Genomic DNA, 16,816 nt, shown 5'->3' with positions numbered 1-16,816 from the left:
AAGCATATGTGATGGCAGGAGGTATCGCCAAAACGGTTTACGGGGAGGTCGGGGAGCCGGTCGGCGAGGGGGAGCGGCCCGTCGGCTTCTCCTCCGGCAGATGGCGGCCGACCTCGGCGGTCGTCAGTCCGAGACCGCCCAGGGTGATCTCGTCCCAGGCCTGCAGGCGCCGGGTGGAGCGGTCCAGGTAGAGGACCGAGGCCCGCACCTTCTCCGGCTTCTCGTTCTGCACGGCACGCAGGCCTCCACCGCCGGTGGAGCCCTCGACCTTCAGCCGCGTACCGAACTTCAGCAGCTCGTTCACCCGGTGGTGCACGTGGCCGGACAGGACGAGGGGAACCGTTCCGTCCGTCTCGCGGGCGGCGTCCGGGTCGTGGGCCACCGCTATGTCGACCGGGGTGCCGGCCCGCTTCTGGTCACGCAGCGCGGACGCGAGGCGCATGCCCGCCAGTTGCTCGGAGGCCTTCCCTCCCGGGGTGCGCGAACGGTCCGGGGTGAACTGCGGGTCACCGGTGCCGGCGATGCGCAGCCCGGCGACGTCCACCGCGCTTCCCCGGTCGAGGACGTGCACGTTGCCGAGCTCGTCCAGATAGGCCTGGGTGACCTCGGAGTCGTGGTTGCCCCGCACCCACACGTAGGGGGCGCCGAGGTCCTGCACGGGGTCCAGGAAGCCGTTCTCGGCGGCCGTGCCGTGGTCCATCGTGTCGCCGGAGTCGATGATCACGTCGATCTCGTACTGCTTCACGAGCGAGCTGATGATGTGCCAGGAAGCCGGGTTGAGATGGATGTCGGAGACGTGCAGGACCCGGATGGTCGCCGGGTCGGGCCGGTACACGGGGAGCGTGGACGTGGCGTCGTACAGCTTGGTGACGTTGGTGACGAGCCGCGCCAGCTCCTGCTGGTAGACGTCGAAGTCGGTGACGATCGAGCGCGCGTCGCCGACGACCGAGGGGGCGCTGGAGAGCAGCCCGGAGAACTTCGGCTCCAGGACGGACTTCGGGTTCCAGGTGGCGTACGCGCTGACGCCCGAGGCGGCCAGGAGGGCCAGTGCGAGCCCGCCGGCCGCCAGGGCGCGGCGCGGGCGGCGGTAGACGGCGAGTCCCAGGGCGGTGGCGCCGGAGACGACGGCCACACAGGAGCGCACGGCGAGTTCGCGGGTGCCGGAGGCGACGTCGCCCGTCACCTCGCCCTGGAGCCCGGAGAGCCGTTCGGGGTGCTTGACCAGGGCCTGCGAGCGCTCGGGATCCAGCTGGTCGACGTCCACGTCGAGCCGGACGGGGGCGGTGTGGGAGTCCAGTTGGAGCGCGCCGAGAGGGGCCACGTTGATCTTGGTGCCGCCGGTCAGCGAGGGCCGCAGGGTCATCGTGGTGTCCATGGGCCCCACCGGCGTACGCACGCTGCCGACGGCCAGCAGGCCCAGCCACGCCCCCAGCACGACGACCGCGAGCAGGCCGAGCGCGCGTGCGTACGGGTGCGCGGGGGCGGCGGCGAGGGAGCCGCCCGGCGCGCCGGAGCGGGGGCCGGAGCGGTGGAGGTGCCGGACGCGGACGCGTGCGGCGCGGATCGGATCGCGGGCCATTGGGCGCGTATGCCCACCCGGGCGGGGGCCATGCGGACGTTCGGGAAGGCGTGAGCCGGGGGTGGCACGTACGGCCACTCGCTCAGGCGTCGCGTACGGGACAATGGCGGAGTGCTGGAGATGACGCGCGAGGAGTTCGAAGAGCTGGTGAGCCTGGCCCTCGACCGGGTCCCGCCGGAGCTGATGCGGCTGATGGACAACGTCGCGGTGTTCGTCGAGGAGGAACCGGAGGACGCGGAGGACCGGGAACTGCTGGGACTCTACGAAGGGACGCCGCTCACCGAGCGCGGCGAGTGGTACGCCGGGGTGCTGCCGGACCGGATCACGATCTACCGGGGGCCGACCCTGCGTATGTGTGAGACGCGGGAGGACGTGGTCGCCGAGACCGAGATCACCGTCGTGCACGAGATCGCCCACCACTTCGGCATCGACGACGAGCGTCTGCACGCGCTGGGGTACGGCTGAGGCGACCGGGACGGCGGGTCGCGCGACCGAGGGCCTGACGGACCGCAGGCATGTGCGGGAGTTGTGCCGGGGCGTGTCCCCCGCGGGTGCGCGGGAGTTGGACACATCGCTCTCTCCCTCGTTCCGCAGTCTCCCCGCCCCCGGAGGTGCCGTTCCGTGCGCCACTTGTCCGCCCGCGTCCGCCGGGCAGCCGTCACCGCGCTGACGATCGCCGTGTCCACCGGCTGCATGAGTGTCGGGCACGACGCCGGGCAGCCGGCCCCGCCCCGTCCCTCCGGGCCCCGGGGTGAGTCCGCCCACCCGGACGGCGCGACCGTGCGCGGTCCCGGGCGGGCCGGGTCCGGCGGCGGCCGCGCGGAGGCGCAGTCGGAGCGTGACGCCCCGCGCCGACCGGAGCCGACCGCGTCCCACGACGGCCCCCCGGCCACTCCGGCGGGCAGCCTCCCTCCGCCCGCCCCGGGGCAGCCGGAGGAGACCCGGGGCGGACAGCCGCCCCTCCCGGAACCGAGCGTCCCGGGTCCCGGCGAGCCGCCGCCCCCGCCGTCGTCCCCCGAGCCGCCCCCGTCCCCGCCGCCGGTCTCCCCGGAGCCCTCGCAGCCGCCTCCCGAGCCGCCCTCGGCCTCGCCGGCCGCGCAGTTCCGCGGTGATGCGGCGGGGTCCTCGGAGCGGGTCGAGGCGTGGGCGACTCCCGCGGCATCGCCGCAGGTCGCGCCGGTGTGAGGCGCGTCCCGGCGGACCCGGTTTGCACGAACGGGGGGAGAGTGCGTATGGTAGTAGATCGTTTGATCCCATTGCCCGGCGCCGACACAGAAGAGCGCCGTGTGGCGCGTACTCTCCCTTGCCGTGGCTGGACCGCATTGAGGCGGTCGACATTGCGAAAACACGGAGTTATGGGCGCGTGCCGAGACTCCGGAAGGTTTCGCATTTCGCATGTCAATTTCCAGTTCTGACCACACCGTCCTGCCCGAGAACGTCGAGGCCGCCGAGACGAGCGCCGTCATCGAGATCGCCGAGGCCGTCGCGGCCGCCGCCCCCGAGACGGTCGCGGAGACCCTCGCCGCCGAGAGCGCCGGCAGCACCGGTGACGCCGTCGGCACCGAGGCCCCCGAGGCCGAGGACGCCGAGCCGACCCTCACGTTCGCCTCGCTCGGACTGCCCGAGGGCATCGTCCGCAAGCTCGCGCAGAACGGTGTGACCGCCCCCTTCCCGATCCAGGCGGCGACCATCCCGGACGCCCTGGCCGGCAAGGACATCCTGGGCCGCGGCCGTACCGGCTCCGGCAAGACGCTCTCCTTCGGTCTGCCGACACTGGCCACGCTGGCCGGCGGCCACACCGAGAAGAAGAAGCCCCGCGCGATCATCCTCACCCCGACGCGTGAGCTCGCGATGCAGGTCGCGGACGCCCTGCAGCCCTACGGCGACGTGCTCGGCCTGAAGATGAAGGTCGTCTGCGGCGGTACGTCGATGGGCAACCAGATCTACGCGCTGGAGCGCGGTGTCGACGTCCTCGTCGCCACGCCGGGCCGGCTGCGCGACATCATCAACCGGGGCGCCTGCTCCCTGGAGAACGTCCAGGTCGCGGTCCTCGACGAGGCTGACCAGATGTCCGACCTGGGCTTCCTGCCCGAGGTCACCGAGCTGCTCGACCAGATCCCCGGCGGCGGCCAGCGCATGCTCTTCTCCGCCACCATGGAGAACGAGATCGGCACGCTCGTCAAGCGGTACCTGCACAACCCGGTGACCCACGAGGTCGACAGTGCCCAGGGCAACGTCACGACCATGTCGCACCACGTCCTCGTCGTGAAGCCGAAGGACAAGGCGCCGGTCACGGCCGCGATCGCCGCCCGCAAGGGCCGCACGATCATCTTCGTCCGCACCCAGCTGGGCGCCGACCGTATCGCCGAGCAGCTCATCGAGTCCGGCGTGAAGGCGGACGCGCTGCACGGCGGCATGACGCAGGGCGCCCGTACCCGGGTGCTCGAGGACTTCAAGAAGGGCTACGTCAACGCCCTGGTCGCCACCGACGTCGCCGCGCGCGGCATCCACGTCGACGGCATCGACCTCGTCCTGAACGTGGACCCGGCCGGCGACCACAAGGACTACCTGCACCGCTCGGGCCGTACCGCCCGCGCCGGCAAGTCCGGTGTCGTCGTCTCCCTCGCGCTGCCGCACCAGCGCCGTCAGATCTTCCGTCTCATGGAGGACGCGGGCGTCGACGCCTCGCGTCACATCGTGCAGGGCGCGGGCGTCTTCGAGCCGGAGGTCGCCGAGATCACCGGTGCCCGCTCGCTGACCGAGGTCCAGGCCGACTCCGCGAACAACGCGGCCAAGCAGGCCGAGCGCGAGGCGGCCGACCTCACCAAGCAGCTGGAGCGCGTCCAGCGCCGTGCCGTCGAGCTGCGCGAGGAGGCCGACCGCCTGGTCGCCCGTGCCGCCCGCGAGCGGGGCGACGACCCGGAGGCGGCGGTGGCCGAGGTCACCGCCGAGGCCGAGGCCGCGCTCATCGCCGCGGTGTCCGTCCCGGAGCAGCCCGCCGCGCGCGACGACCGCCGTGACGACCGGGGCAACTTCAACCGCCGGGACGACCGTGGCGGCGACCGCGGGGGTTACCGCGGTGGCAACGACCGGGTCGGCGAGCGCAGCGGCCGTCCGTCCGGTGGCTCGGGTTACCGCGGCAGCAACGACCGCCCGTCGTTCCGCAGCAGCAACGACCGTCCGTCCGGTGGCTTCCGCTCCGGTGGTGGCGACCGTCGTGACGACCGCGGTGGCCGTTCGTTCGAGCGCCGTGACAACGACCGCCCGGCGTTCAACCGTGACCGCCGCGACGACCGTCCGTCCGGTGGCTTCCGTCCCGGTGGTGGCGACCGTCGTGACGACCGCGGTGGCCGTTCGTTCGAGCGCCGTGACAACGACCGCCCGGCGTTCAACCGTGACCGCCGCGACGACCGTCCGTCCGGTGGCTTCCGCTCCGGCGGCAGTGACCGCCCGTTCAACCGTGACCGCCGCGACGACCGCCCCACGGGCGGCTTCCGCTCCGGTGGCGGCGACCGTCCCACCGGCCGTCGTGACGACCACCGCGGTGGCACCGGCACGGGTACCGGCACCGGTACCTTCGGCCGTCGCGACGACAAGCCGCGCTGGAAGCGCAACGGCTGAGACCGGCTGACCGCCGGTCGGCCCGCGGGGCCCGTACGACACTTCGGTGGCGTGCGGGCCCCGCGGCGTTTCCGGCGTCCCTGCCCGGGCATCGCTGGGGGCATGACAAACGACGAAGCCGTGGCGGCGGACCCTCCGCCCGATGCCCTCCGGGGCTCACCCGTACCCACCTCCGACGAGGAGCGGCTGGCGCAGCTCGGTTACACCCAGGTCCTCGCACGCCGGATGTCCGCGTTCTCCAACTACGCGGTCTCGTTCACGATCATCTCGGTGCTCTCGGGCTGCCTGACGCTGTATCTGTTCGGCATGAACACCGGCGGTCCGGTCCTCATCACCTGGGGATGGGTCGGCGTGGGCCTGATGACGCTGTTCGTCGGCCTGGCGATGGCGGAGATCTGTTCGGCGTACCCGACGTCCGCCGGACTGTACTTCTGGGCCCACCGCCTCGCCCCACCGCGCTCGGCGGCGGCGTGGGCCTGGTTCGCCGGCTGGTTCAACGTGCTCGGTCAGGTGGCCGTCACCGCGGGGATCGACTTCGGGGCGGCGTCCTTCCTCGGGGCGTACCTGAACCTCCAGTTCGGCTTCGAGGTCACTCCGGGCCGTACGATCCTGCTCTTCGCGGCGATCCTGGTGCTGCACGGCCTGCTGAACACCTTCGGCGTCGGCATCGTCGCCGTGCTCAACAACGTCAGCGTGTGGTGGCACGTCGTCGGTGTCGCGGTCATCGTCGGCGCGCTGACCTTCGTGCCCGACTCGCACCGGTCGGCGTCGTTCGTCTTCACCGAGTTCGTCAACAACACGGGCTGGGGCAGCGGCTTCTACGTGGTGATGATCGGCCTGCTGATGGCGCAGTACACCTTCACCGGGTACGACGCCTCCGCCCACATGACGGAGGAGACCCACGACGCGGCCGTGGCGGGCCCGCGCGGGATCGTGCGGTCCATCTGGACCTCCTGGATCGCCGGCTTCGTCCTGCTCCTCGGTTTCACCTTCGCCATCCAGTCCTACGAGGGCGCCCTCGCCTCCCCGACCGGGGCCCCGCCCGCCCAGATCCTGCTGGACGCGCTCGGCGCCACGACGGGCACACTGCTGCTGCTCGTCGTCATCGGCGCCCAGCTGTTCTGCGGTATGGCGTCGGTGACGGCCAACAGCCGCATGATCTACGCCTTCTCCCGCGACGGCGCCCTGCCGTTCTCCCGTATCTGGCACACGGTCAGCCCCCGTACCCGCACCCCCGTCGCGGCGGTCTGGCTGGCCGCACTCGGCGCACTGGCGCTGGGCCTGCCGTACCTGATCAACGTCACCGCGTACGCCGCCGTCACGTCCATCGCCGTCATCGGCCTCTACATCGCCTACGTCATCCCCACCCTGCTCCGGCTGCTGCGGGGCGACGACTTCACCCCGGGCCCCTGGCACCTGGGCCGCTGGTCCCGGCCCATCGGCATCGTCGCGGTGACCTGGGTCGCGGTGATCACGGTCCTGTTCATGCTGCCTCAGGTGGCCCCCGTCACCTGGGAGACGTTCAACTACGCCCCGCTGGCCGTCCTGGTCGTCCTCGGCTTCGCCGCCACCTGGTGGCTGGCGTCGGCCCGCCACTGGTTCCTGAAACCGGACACCCCGGACCGCCCGTCCACCTCCTGAGACCCGCCCCGGCCCCGGCGCGCCACGGCCCGGCACCCGATACCCGATCGGCTGCCGGGCTCGGGGCAGCTATGCTCGGGGGGTGATCCATCAGGGGCCGTTAGCTCAATTGGTCAGAGCAGCGGACTTTTAATCCGTTGGTTGTGGGTTCGAGTCCCACACGGCCTACCGATCACGGCGGGACGCACCCCCGCCGACCTGGTACTGAGCGCCCTTTCCTGTTTCGGCCGGAAGGGGCGCTCCGTCGTTCGGGAGGGGCGGCAGCCTCAGTTGATGATCTCGGCCCGGCCGTCGAGACGCATGGCGGCCAGCCGGTCGCGCCACGCCTGGAGTGCTTCGGGTGTCTGCCGCGTCCAGTCGGTGACCTCGCCGACGATCCGGAGCGGTTCCCTGCTGCGGTAGGAGCGGGTGGGATTGCCGGGGAACTTCTTGTCGGTGACGTTGGGGTCGTTCTCGAAGCTTCCGGTCGGTTCGACGAGATACACGCGGGGGGTGCCGTCGCCGGCGGCGAGTTCGGCGGCCAGGCCCGCGCCGTCGCGCAACGCGGTGAAGTAGATGTGGTTCATCACGATGTCGGGCCGGTAGTTGGACCGGAAACCCGCAGTGAGGTGATCTCCGGCCCGCAGCTCGGCCTTGGTGCCGTGGAAGAACGGCCCGTCGTCCAACGCCTTGTCCATCAGGTCAGGTTACCCACCGCGCAGTCCTGACGGTGGGCAGTCCAGGACGGTGGGAACGCGGTGACCGCACCCCACCGCAGGAGCAGGTCGTCCTGCCGGGTGCCGTACAGGGCACGGCGAGTGCGCCGGGCGTGGCCACCGGCCTCCCGCGTGTCCCGTACCCGTGGCTGACGCCGCGCGCTGATCCAGCGGGAAATGCGGCCGACCCTCAGTCCAGGCCCTCCTCCCTCAGCTCGTACATGAGGAGGAACGTGCGGTACGTCCGTGCCGACACGTCCTGGCAGGCGTCGGGCCGGTCGGTGACCGTCGAGGTGTTGTCGAGTGCCCGCCGGCAGGCCTCTTCCGTCTCGGCCTCGCTCGGGATGCTGGACAGGAAGGCGGCGACGAGCAGGGCCACTGCGAGGACGACCACGCCGATACGGATGCGCATGGCCTTCCAACGACCGTGCGGGCCGCCCGGTCACCCGTGGGGGCCGGCTGGTCCGGGGCCGGCGACGCGCCCGTCGCCCCCGGGCCGGTCACACGTCCCCCGTCACAGGTCTCCGGGTGACGCGCCCGCAGGCCGCGCGCCGACCGCCGGTCGCACGTCCCCGGTCACTCCGTCTCGTCGGTGAACGGCGGCAGGTCGGGCTCGACGAACAGCCCCGCGTACTGGGGCGTGGGAAGCGGGGCCGCGCCCGTCTCCGTGGCCGCGGCCGAGCCGTCGGTGTGCCGCTGCGTCGTGGATGCGGGCATGTCGGTCATCGAGTGTCCTGTACGTAGGTGTGACGTAGGTAGGTGTGGTGAAGAGCCCCGCGACCGGGCCGCCGGTGGAATGACCGGAAGGGTCCCGACCGGTACGGCGACGATGTGCCGCAACCGGTGCCGCGCCGCCTCGCGGGCGGCCGGATCATCATGCGGTGCATGCAGACTGTAACCCTCCCAGCACGGCTTTCCCCCGGTATTACGCCGCCCGGCCCGAAGGTCGGTGCGGTGGGGCGGGTTCGACGCGCGGGATCGCGTGGAAGAGGTCGTGCGGATCGTACGTCTGCTCGGTCTCCCGAGGCCGCGTCGGCGCGGCGCTGACCAGGTGGGCGGCCCGTCCCTCACCGCGCCGAACGCTCCGCCCGCGAGAGCGATCCGCAGAGGCGAAGGGGGACGCGGGGGAGGGGGCGGGTCCGAGCGGTGGGTTCGTCCCGAGGGCTCCCACGACAGGCCTCGTGCACGATCGTGGGAGAAGCTGCACCCGCCCTTGAATACCTCCCGCGCACATCAACGGCCTTTTATATATGCGGTGTTGGGGCGAAACGCCTGGCGGGCGGAGGTCCGGACGGCAGGTCGTTCGACGGAGTGGCGGCCGTACGTGGTCGGCAGAGCCTCGCGGATGCCGTAGAGTTGTCATCACAACGACGCGGGGTGGAGCAGCTCGGTAGCTCGCTGGGCTCATAACCCAGAGGTCGCAGGTTCAAATCCTGTCCCCGCTACTGAAGACGGAGGCCCGGATCCTTCCAAGGATCCGGGCCTCCGTCGTCTGCCTGTAAGCACCTGCTCGGCGGCAAGAGATTCTGCCCGGCGCGCTGGACCTTGACGCTACGTGAAGATCTAGCGTTTCCGGCATGGAGTGGTCCATCCAGGAAATCGCCGGAAGAGCCGGCACCACGAGCCGCACCCTCCGGCACTACGGAGATCTCGGTCTCCTCACGCCCAGCCGGATCGGGTCCAACGGCTACCGGTACTACGACCAGGACGCCCTCGTCCGGCTGCAGCGCATCTTGCTGCTGCGGGAGCTCGGGCTGTCGCTGCCCGCCATCAGGGACGTACTGGAGGGGCAGCGGGACACCGCGGTGGCGCTCAGGGCCCATCTGCGCCTGCTGGAGGAGGAACGGGAGCGCATCGGGCGGCAGATCGCCTCGGTGCGGACCACTCTCCGCAGGACCGAGGAGGGGAAGGAACTCATGGCCGAGGAAGTGTTCGACGGCTTCGACCACACGGTGCACGAGGCGGAGGTCACCCGGCGCTGGGGCCGGGAGGCGTACGAGCGGAGCGCCCGGTGGTGGCGCGGGCTCAGCCCCGCCGACCGGACCGGATTCCAGGACGCGCACGACACCATCGCCCGGGACTACGGACAAGCCCGCGCGGCCGGGGCGGACGCGGGCAGCGAGGTGGTGCAGGACATCGCCCGGCGGCACGTCGAGTGGCTCTCGCTGTCGACGGCGGTCACCCGGTCGTACGTCATCGGCATCGGGGAGATGTATGTCGCCGACGCGCGCTTCGGAAAGAACTACGATCGCTACGGGGACGGTACCGCCGTCCTCGTACGGGATGCACTGACGATGTACGCGTGGCACCGGCTCTCCGACTGACCTCCGGAGGGCCGGGGCTCCGGCGTGCTCCTCCCTTCGGCCGACGGCTGCGTGCCGCACGGCGCGGCTCCGGCCGGCCCGGGTGGGGCGCGGTACCGTCCGCAGCCGTGGGCGGACCGGGCAGGAGTACACAGGTGGGGAAGCGGGAAAAGCGGGCCGGGGCGGCGTTCGGTACACCCCGGGCGCGACGGCTCGTGCGCTGGCTGCCGACCCTGATGATCGTGGTCGGGGTCGTCTTCGACACCGTGACGCCGGCCGCGGTCACGGCCGTCCCGTTCTTCGCCGCCGCCCCGCTTCTCGCCGCCCCCTTCTTCTCGATGGCCAGCACGGTCCGCACCGGGGTCGCCGCGGTCCTCGTCGTCCTCGCCATCCGGCTCTCCGACGGCACGCTCGCCAGGGTCGTGCCGCTCACCGACCTGCTCACCCTGATCACCGTCTCCGGGCTCGCCCTCGTCATCAACGCCGTCGTGCGGCGCAGCAACGAACAGCTGGCCTCGGCCCGCGTCATCGCGGCCACCGCGATGCGTGCGGTGCTCCCGGCGCCGGACGACCGCATCGGCGGGCTGCTGGTCGCGGCGCGGTACGAGGCGGCCCAGGCGGACGAGTTCGTCGGCGGCGACCTGTTCGCCGTCGCGGACACGCCGCACGGGGTCCGGCTGGTCGTGGGGGATGTGCGTGGCAAGGGGCTGGAGGCCGTGGGGGCGGTGGCCGTGGTGATCGGGGCGTTCCGGGAGGCGGCCGAGCAGGAGCTGTCGCTGGAGGGCGTGGCCCAGAGGCTGGAGCGTGCGCTGGCGCGGGAGGGCACGCGGCGTGGCGGGCTGGACTCGATGGAGGGGTTCGTCACCGCCGTACTCGCCGAGATCCCGGCAGGTGCGGACACGGTGCGCATCGTCAACCGCGGTCACCCCGAGCCGATCCTGCTCCACGGCGACGGGGCGCTCGACGTGCTGTCGCCCAGTGCTCCCGCGCTGCCGATCGGGATGGGGCTGGGCGTGTGGCCGGACCGGTCGGACGAGTGGGCCATGCCCCCCGGGGCGACGCTCCTGGTGTTCACGGACGGGCTCTCCGAGGCCCGGAACGCGGACGGTGCCTTCTACGACCCCGCGGAACGGCTGCGCGGCCGGATCTTCCCCGGACCCGACGAGTTGCTCTCCGCGCTCACCGATGACGTACGGCTGCACACCGGGGGCCGGTCGACGGACGACATGGCGCTCCTGGCGGTCGGGCGTCCCGCCCGGGGGCAGCCGGAGCGGCGGACCACGGTGAAGATCGTGGGCAGGGGCGAGGGATGACCGCCTGCGACTGTCCGTGACCGAAGGACGCCGCTCCGCATAACATTTGACACACCGTCAGAAATTGCCTACCCGTGAGAGGGTGCTCAACTCGCCCGTTTGCGACCGTTTCACCCATGAACGTGCAGGCCGGAGGCGTGAATGATCACTTGGAACGGCTTGGAATCGGGCCCTGGTCTCTATTAACGTTCGATAACGCAGCGCGGTTGTCCCAGTCGTCGCCAGAGGCGGCACCGTGCGCGAGCGCCGAATTCCGCAAGGGAACCGGGGAACCACCTACATGGGGTGAATCGGGCACCTGCGTCTCGTGAGAGACGAAGGGACCCGTAGGAGACCTTCCTGCTCCGAACCCGTCAGCTAACCCGGTAGGCGAGAAGGAAGGAAAGGAGTGCGCCCACGTGGCGTCGAATCACCCTGCCCCCGAGGCCCCGTCACCCTTCATGACCGCCTCGTCCGGTGGCGAGGAGAGGACGTGGGGCGAGTGGAATCCCACCGAGGAGTCCGTCCGCCCCGTGCGCGGCAGGCACCGCGTAGCCAAGCAGCGAGGTCTCGCCCGTAGCTCCACCGTCCTCGGCGTCGGTGTCATCGCGGCCGTCGGCGCGGGTGGCATGGCCACCGCGCAGAGCAAGCCGCCCGTCTCCATCTCTCTTCCCGATTCCCTCGCGGACAAGCTTCCCGATGCCAAGTCCCTTCCCGGCATGGGCGCTTTCATGTCCGACGAGGCCGAGGCGGACCACGAGACCGTGGCCGCGTCGGCCCCGCTGACCACGGCCGGCATCACCGCAGCCGAGGCCGAGGGGGGAACCACCGACGCGGGTGAAGCCCTGCGGGCGCGCATCCTCCAGCAGGCCGAGCAGCAGCAGGCCGGAGCCGATGCCGAGGCACGGGCCGCGGAGGAGAAGGCCGCAGCCGAGGAGGCCGCAGCCCAGGCCGCGAAGCAGCAGAGCAAGGCCGAGGCCGAGGCCGCGGCCGAGAAGAAGGCCGCGGAGGAGGCTGCGAGGAAGAAGGCCGAGGCCGAGCGCCTCGCCAAGCTCGCCGCCAGTTACGCCATCCCCACCTCCTCGTACACGATCACGTCGACCTACGGTCAGGCCGGTTCGATGTGGTCCTCCGGCTACCACACCGGGCTGGACTTCGCCGCACCGACCGGTACGCCGGTCAAGGCGGTCCACGGCGGAACGGTGAAGTCGGCCGGCTGGTCCGGCTCGTACGGCTACCGCACGGTCCTCGAGCTCGAGGACGGTACGGAGGTCTGGTACTGCCACCAGTCCTCGATGGACGTCACGGCCGGTCAGACGGTCAACACCGGCGACACCATCGGACGCGTCGGCGCCACCGGCAACGTGACGGGCCCGCACCTCCACCTCGAGGTCCACACCGCGGACGGCTCGGGCATCGACCCCATGAGCTGGCTGCGCAGCAAGGGCCTGTCGATCTGACCGCACGCGCCGGCGTACGGCGCACCCGAACCCCGGCGGCCCTGACGCACACCCCCCGACGTCAGGGCCGCCGGTCTGCGTACGGCGCGGCCGCGCGGCTGCCGGCAGGTCGGTCGGTCCGGGGGCCGCAGGTGCCGGCTCGGCGTCCGCCGGTCCGCGCCTGCGCCGGTCCGCGCCTGCGTCGACCCGCCCGTGGGGGTGCCCGCCCGCCGGTTCGGGGCCGCGGGTGCCGGCCCGGCGTCTGCCGGGTGTGCGGCCGCGCGGGTGCCGACCGGTCCGGAGCCGCGGGTGCCGGCTCGGCTTCCGCCGGTCCGCGCCACCGTCGATCCGCCCGTGGGGGTGCCCGTCCGCCGGTTCGGGGCCGCGGGTGCCGGCCCGGCGTCTGCCGGGTGTGCGGCCGCGTCAGCCTTGTGCGGGCCGGGGACTCCGCCAGGCCTACCGGGGCGGCGGGTGCTCACCCTCCGGCCGCTGACCGCCGGTCTGCAGATAGGGGTTGTGGCCGCCGTAGTGCCGGTGCGGCGGCGGGAGCTGCTGCGGATACGTCCCGGCGGAGGGCCGTTGGTGGGGAAACGGGCCGGGCGGAGGCATCCGGTGGGCGCGTATCCGGCCCGTCGCATGGGCCGCGTACGTCAGGGCCGGGCCCGCGACCTCCCGGCGCTGCCACAGATGGTGCAGCAACTCCTGCTCCCGTGCGGCGAACTCATGGCCCGCCCCGTCGTGGCGGGCCCTGCGGCGCAGCATCGCCAGCGAGGTCGCGAACAGCTCGTACTCGGCGACCGCGCGGGCCGCGGCCCTGCCCCGGGCACGGTCCGGGTGGCTGTTCCAGTGCCTGGCCATGTCACGGGCCATGCCCCGCGCCCGCATCGACGCCAGGGCGACCGGCTCGGCGGGGGTGAGCCAGCCCGCCGCCGCGTAGACGGGCAACTCGCCGGCGAGCGTACGGAGCTCCCGCTGGCGTGACCAGATCGCCAGCCAGGTCACCAGGCCGAAGGCCGGGACCATGACCGCGCCGTACACCACGTAGAAGCCGTACGCGCCGAGGGCCGACGAGCCGTTCCACAGGGCGTGCAGGCCCATGGCGAGGAGGAGCCCGAGCACCGGCAGCACGATCCGGCGCACCGGGTGCCGCCTGCCGCCGACGGCGGCGATCCCGAAGCCGATGCCGGTCAGCACCGTGAACAGGGGGTGCGCGAACGGTGACATGACCGCCCGTACGAAGAAGGTCCCGGCCGTCACCGAGGGGAACCCCGTGGTCCCCAGCTGCTGGTCCTCGCCGAAGGCGTTGCCCAGGTAGAGGATGTTCTCGGTGAACGCGAACCCGGTAGCGGCGAACCCGGCGACCACGATCCCGTCGACGACGCCGCCGAATTCCCGTCTCCGGAAGAGGAAGATCAGCAGGACTGCGGCGGCCTTGGCGCTCTCCTCGACGACCGGGGCGATGACGGTGGCGCCCAGGGTGTCCGCGCTCGCCGGGTCGGCGGTGGCCGTCGCTATCCAGCGGGTCGCGAACGTGTTCGCGGTGATCGCGACGAGGGCGGCCGCGCACGCGCCCCAGGCGAAGGCGAACAGCAGGTTCCGCCAGGGCCCCGGCTCCACCCGGTCCAGCCAGCGGAAAGCCGACATGAGCACGGGGACGGGCAGCACGGCCAGGCCGAGCCCCACCACGAAGCCCTGGGTGCCGGTCTGTTCGCGGACCAACGCCAGGATCATCAGCCCGCACAGTGCGAGCACGGTGATCACCGCGCCGGCGCGGAACGTCCTGCTGCGCCAGACCATGCCGACGCGCCGGGGCCGGTAACGCCATTGGCCTCGCTCGGGTACGGCGCCCAGGAACTCGTCGAGCCGCTGCTCCTCGAGCACAGGGACGTCCGGCTGCTGGTGCTGTTCGGACACCTGATGACCCTAGCGAGAGGGACTGACACCCGGCCATGCGTGTGCCGGCCGGGCGCCGGTCGGTGGCTGGTCGGGGATGCCCGGAACGAGCCGGGCGAAGGTCCTGCGACCGGGTGCCGGGCGAGATCCGGGCGGATGCCGGGCGGGAGTCAGAGGCGGCGGAACAGGACGTCGCGCACGACGTGGCCCTTGTCCAGACCCTGGCCCTCGAAACGGGTCAGGGGCCGGAAGGCGGGCCGGGGCGCGTAGCCGCCGTCCGCATGGGTGTTCTCGAACAGCGGGTGCGCGGTCAGGACCTCGAGCATCTGCTCCGCGTACGGCTCCCAGTCCGTCGCGCAGTGGATGACCGCCCCCGGCTTCAGCCGCCGCGCCACCAGGTCGAGGAACTCCGGCTGGATCAGCCGTCGCTTGTGGTGCCGCTTCTTGGGCCAGGGGTCGGGGAAGTACACCCGCAGCCCGTCCAGCGACGCCGGCTCCAGCATCTCGCGGAGCAGGATGATCGCGTCACCGTTGGCGACACGGATGTTGGACAGCCCCGCACGCTCCGCGAGGCCGAGGAGATTGCCCTGACCGGGGGTGTGCACGTCGACGGCCAGAATGCCGGTTGCGGGATCGTCGGCCGCCATCAGCGCGGTGGCCTCGCCCATGCCGAAGCCGATCTCCAGGATCACCGGAAGGCCGTCGAACAGGGCGGGCAGGTCCAGGACACCGCGGCCGTCGATGTCCAGGCCCCAGAGAGGCCACAGCCGCTGCAGGGCGTCCTCCTGGCCGGCGGTCACCCGGCTGCGGCGCGGCTGGAAGCTGCGGATCCGGCGCTCGTGGTGGGAGCCCGCCGGGTCGGCGGCGGGCCCGCCCGGGAAGCGCGGCTCCTGGCGCAGCCTGCGCTGACGCTCGAACGAGGCTTCGCGCAGGGCGTCGGCGTCGGTGCCTGCGGGGCCGGGCGTCTCGGGCGTCTCGGGCGTGGGGTTCAAGGGATCAGACACAATGCCCCGATTCTACGGCGGGCGGCGTCCATCCCGTCGCGCGCGCCCGCTGCAGGGCCCGTCGCGCCACCTCCCTCCCGATGGGCAGCGAAGCGGTGGCAGCGGGCGACGGGGCGTTCAGCACGTGCACGGTGTGCGTGGCCTCCCGGATCAGGAAGTCGTCCACGAGCGTGCCGTCGCTCAGCACCGCCTGCGCCCTGACACCCGCCGGGGACGGCCGCAGATCGTCCTCCGTGACCTCGGGAAGCAGCCGCTGGACGGCCCGGGTGAACGCCCGCTTCGAGAGAGATCTGCGCATCTCGTCCGCCGCGTACCGCCAGTGGCGCCGGGCGATCCGCCAGGAACCGGGCCAGCTCACCGTCGCGGCCAGCTCCCGTGGGTGGACGACCGGCCAGCTGTACCCCTCGCGGGCCAGCGCCGGCACCGCGTTCGGCCCGACGTGGACCGTGCCGTCGACACCCCGGGTCAGGTGCACCCCGAGGAAGGGGAAGGCCGGATCCGGCACCGGATAGACCAGCCCCCGCACCAGCTCGGGGCGGGCCAGCTCGTAGTACTCGCCGCGGAACGGCACGATCCGCACGCCCGGGTCGTCACCCGCGAGTCGTGCCACCCGGTCGCAGTGCAGCCCCGCGCAGTTCACCAGGACCCGGGCACGGACCACCCGGCCGTCGGCCGTCCGCACCGCCACGCCCCAGGCGCGCCGGTCCACGGCGACGACCTCCGCGCCGTACCGCACCTCGCCGCCGGCCTCACCCACCTCGGCGGCCAGCCGGGCGGCCACCGCCGGGAAGTCGCACACCCCGGTCGTAGCGACCCGGATCGCCGCACGGCCGCGCACCCGCGGTTCGTACCCCGCGATCTGGACGGGACCGAGCTCCCGGACCGGCAGGCCGTGCGCCCGGCCGCGCTGCGCCAGGGCGTGCAGCCGGTGCAGCTCGCCGCTCTCCGTGGCCACGATCAGCTTGCCCGTCACGGCGTACGGGATGCCGTGCTCCGCACAGAAGCCGGCCAGCTCGGCACCGCCGCGCGTGGCATACCGCGCCTTGAGCGAACCCGGGGGGTAGTAGATGCCGCTGTGCACCACTCCGCTGTTGCGTCCGGTCTGGTGGCGGGCGGGGCCCCACTCCTTCTCCAGGACCGTGACCCGGGTGCCCGGCGCGGAGCGCGTGACGGCGTACGCGGTCGACAGACCGACGATCCCGCCACCGATCACCAGAACGTCGCAGTCGTACGCCGCGTGCGTCATCATCACGCCACCTCCCACCCCGATAGTGCACTGACCCACTGACAGCGGGCTCAAACCCGGAGGAGCGGGGCGTGGCGGCCTGTCCACCGCCCCGTTCGGGCAT

General features: G+C 72.3%; 13 protein-coding genes, 2 tRNA genes and 1 riboswitch. Of the genes, 8 read left to right on the top strand and 7 right to left on the bottom strand.

The window, feature by feature from the left end; translation table 11 throughout:
* Positions 1-37: 37 nt before the first annotated feature.
* Complete coding sequence (locus BA175_RS13215; protein ID WP_069171481.1) at positions 38-1,579, bottom strand: metallophosphoesterase family protein; 1,542 nt, start codon at positions 1,577-1,579, stop codon at positions 38-40.
* Positions 1,580-1,690: 111 nt separating this feature from the next.
* On the opposite strand from BA175_RS13215, the gene BA175_RS13210 reads away from it, so the two are divergent.
* The 4 genes from BA175_RS13210 to BA175_RS13190 all read left to right on the top strand — a co-directional run bounded on the left by BA175_RS13210 (position 1,691) and on the right by BA175_RS13190 (position 7,009).
* Positions 1,691-2,044: a metallopeptidase family protein gene (locus BA175_RS13210; protein ID WP_069171480.1), complete on the top strand. Its 354-nt coding sequence runs from the start codon at positions 1,691-1,693 to the stop codon at positions 2,042-2,044.
* A gap of 930 nt (positions 2,045-2,974) precedes the next feature.
* The gene (locus BA175_RS13200) at positions 2,975-5,200 is read left to right on the top strand and encodes a DEAD/DEAH box helicase (protein ID WP_175420817.1); all 2,226 of its coding nucleotides are present in this window, start codon (positions 2,975-2,977) and stop codon (positions 5,198-5,200) included.
* A gap of 102 nt (positions 5,201-5,302) precedes the next feature.
* Complete coding sequence (locus BA175_RS13195; RefSeq protein WP_079159523.1) at positions 5,303-6,841, top strand: amino acid permease; 1,539 nt, start codon at positions 5,303-5,305, stop codon at positions 6,839-6,841.
* A gap of 94 nt (positions 6,842-6,935) precedes the next feature.
* A tRNA-Lys gene (locus BA175_RS13190) sits at positions 6,936-7,009 on the top strand.
* A 98-nt stretch (positions 7,010-7,107) separates the two neighbouring features.
* On the opposite strand, the gene arr is transcribed toward BA175_RS13190, so the two are convergent.
* The 3 genes from arr to BA175_RS31135 all read right to left on the bottom strand — a co-directional run bounded on the left by arr (position 7,108) and on the right by BA175_RS31135 (position 8,262).
* Positions 7,108-7,518 carry an NAD(+)--rifampin ADP-ribosyltransferase gene (arr, locus tag BA175_RS13185; protein ID WP_069171477.1) on the bottom strand — a complete coding sequence of 137 codons (411 nt, stop codon included), beginning with the start codon at positions 7,516-7,518 and terminating at the stop codon, positions 7,108-7,110.
* A gap of 208 nt (positions 7,519-7,726) precedes the next feature.
* Positions 7,727-7,948, bottom strand: coding sequence for a hypothetical protein (locus tag BA175_RS13180; protein ID WP_069171476.1), 222 nt, complete (start codon positions 7,946-7,948; stop codon positions 7,727-7,729).
* Between the two features lie 164 nt (positions 7,949-8,112).
* On the bottom strand, positions 8,113-8,262 hold the full coding sequence (locus BA175_RS31135; protein ID WP_175420816.1) for a hypothetical protein: 150 nt from the start codon (positions 8,260-8,262) through the stop codon (positions 8,113-8,115).
* Between the two features lie 645 nt (positions 8,263-8,907).
* On the opposite strand from BA175_RS31135, the gene BA175_RS13175 reads away from it, so the two are divergent.
* The 4 genes from BA175_RS13175 (at position 8,908) to BA175_RS13160 (ending at position 12,591) form a co-directional block, all read left to right on the top strand.
* Positions 8,908-8,981, top strand: a tRNA-Met gene (locus BA175_RS13175).
* A 132-nt stretch (positions 8,982-9,113) separates the two neighbouring features.
* The gene (locus BA175_RS13170) at positions 9,114-9,860 is read left to right on the top strand and encodes a MerR family transcriptional regulator (RefSeq protein WP_069171475.1); all 747 of its coding nucleotides are present in this window, start codon (positions 9,114-9,116) and stop codon (positions 9,858-9,860) included.
* Positions 9,861-9,994: 134 nt separating this feature from the next.
* Positions 9,995-11,152, top strand: a complete 1,158-nt coding sequence (locus tag BA175_RS13165) for a PP2C family protein-serine/threonine phosphatase (protein ID WP_069171474.1) — start codon at positions 9,995-9,997, stop codon at positions 11,150-11,152.
* Positions 11,153-11,386: 234 nt separating this feature from the next.
* Positions 11,387-11,539: riboswitch (cyclic di-AMP (ydaO/yuaA leader) on the top strand.
* Positions 11,540-11,550: 11 nt separating this feature from the next.
* The gene (locus BA175_RS13160; RefSeq protein ID WP_069171473.1) at positions 11,551-12,591 is read left to right on the top strand and encodes a M23 family metallopeptidase; all 1,041 of its coding nucleotides are present in this window, start codon (positions 11,551-11,553) and stop codon (positions 12,589-12,591) included.
* A gap of 435 nt (positions 12,592-13,026) precedes the next feature.
* Here BA175_RS13160 and BA175_RS13155 read toward each other — a convergent pair whose 3' ends face one another.
* The 3 genes from BA175_RS13155 to lhgO form a co-directional block, all read right to left on the bottom strand.
* Positions 13,027-14,484, bottom strand: a complete 1,458-nt coding sequence (locus BA175_RS13155; protein WP_069171472.1) for a PrsW family intramembrane metalloprotease — start codon at positions 14,482-14,484, stop codon at positions 13,027-13,029.
* Positions 14,485-14,633: 149 nt separating this feature from the next.
* On the bottom strand, positions 14,634-15,467 hold the full coding sequence (gene trmB / locus BA175_RS13150) for a tRNA (guanosine(46)-N7)-methyltransferase TrmB (protein ID WP_069171471.1): 834 nt from the start codon (positions 15,465-15,467) through the stop codon (positions 14,634-14,636).
* The gene (gene lhgO, locus BA175_RS13145) at positions 15,460-16,716 is read right to left on the bottom strand and encodes an L-2-hydroxyglutarate oxidase (protein WP_069171470.1); all 1,257 of its coding nucleotides are present in this window, start codon (positions 16,714-16,716) and stop codon (positions 15,460-15,462) included. The genes trmB and lhgO overlap by 8 nt, the downstream gene beginning before the upstream one ends.
* Positions 16,717-16,816: the final 100 nt, after the last annotated feature.

It is taken from the genome of Streptomyces griseus (assembly GCF_001715295.1).
In the GTDB taxonomy this organism is placed as follows: Bacteria; Actinomycetota; Actinomycetes; order Streptomycetales; family Streptomycetaceae; genus Streptomyces; species Streptomyces griseus_G.
This window is presented reverse-complemented; position numbering and strand designations above follow the sequence as displayed.

Bases quoted from the DNA above. Each gene is read 5' to 3' on its own strand.
- BA175_RS13200 (WP_175420817.1), top strand. From the start codon at position 2,975: ATGTCAATTTCCAGTTCTGACCACACCGTCCTGCCCGAGAACGTCGAG.
- BA175_RS13170 (WP_069171475.1), top strand. From the start codon at position 9,114: ATGGAGTGGTCCATCCAGGAAATCGCCGGAAGAGCCGGCACCACGAGC.
- BA175_RS13180 (WP_069171476.1), bottom strand. From the start codon at position 7,948: ATGCGCATCCGTATCGGCGTGGTCGTCCTCGCAGTGGCCCTGCTCGTC.
- lhgO (WP_069171470.1), bottom strand. From the start codon at position 16,716: ATGATGACGCACGCGGCGTACGACTGCGACGTTCTGGTGATCGGTGGC.
- BA175_RS13195 (WP_079159523.1), top strand. From the start codon at position 5,303: ATGACAAACGACGAAGCCGTGGCGGCGGACCCTCCGCCCGATGCCCTC.
- BA175_RS13215 (WP_069171481.1), bottom strand. From the start codon at position 1,579: ATGGCCCGCGATCCGATCCGCGCCGCACGCGTCCGCGTCCGGCACCTC.
- arr (WP_069171477.1), bottom strand. From the start codon at position 7,518: ATGGACAAGGCGTTGGACGACGGGCCGTTCTTCCACGGCACCAAGGCC.
- BA175_RS31135 (WP_175420816.1), bottom strand. From the start codon at position 8,262: ATGACCGACATGCCCGCATCCACGACGCAGCGGCACACCGACGGCTCG.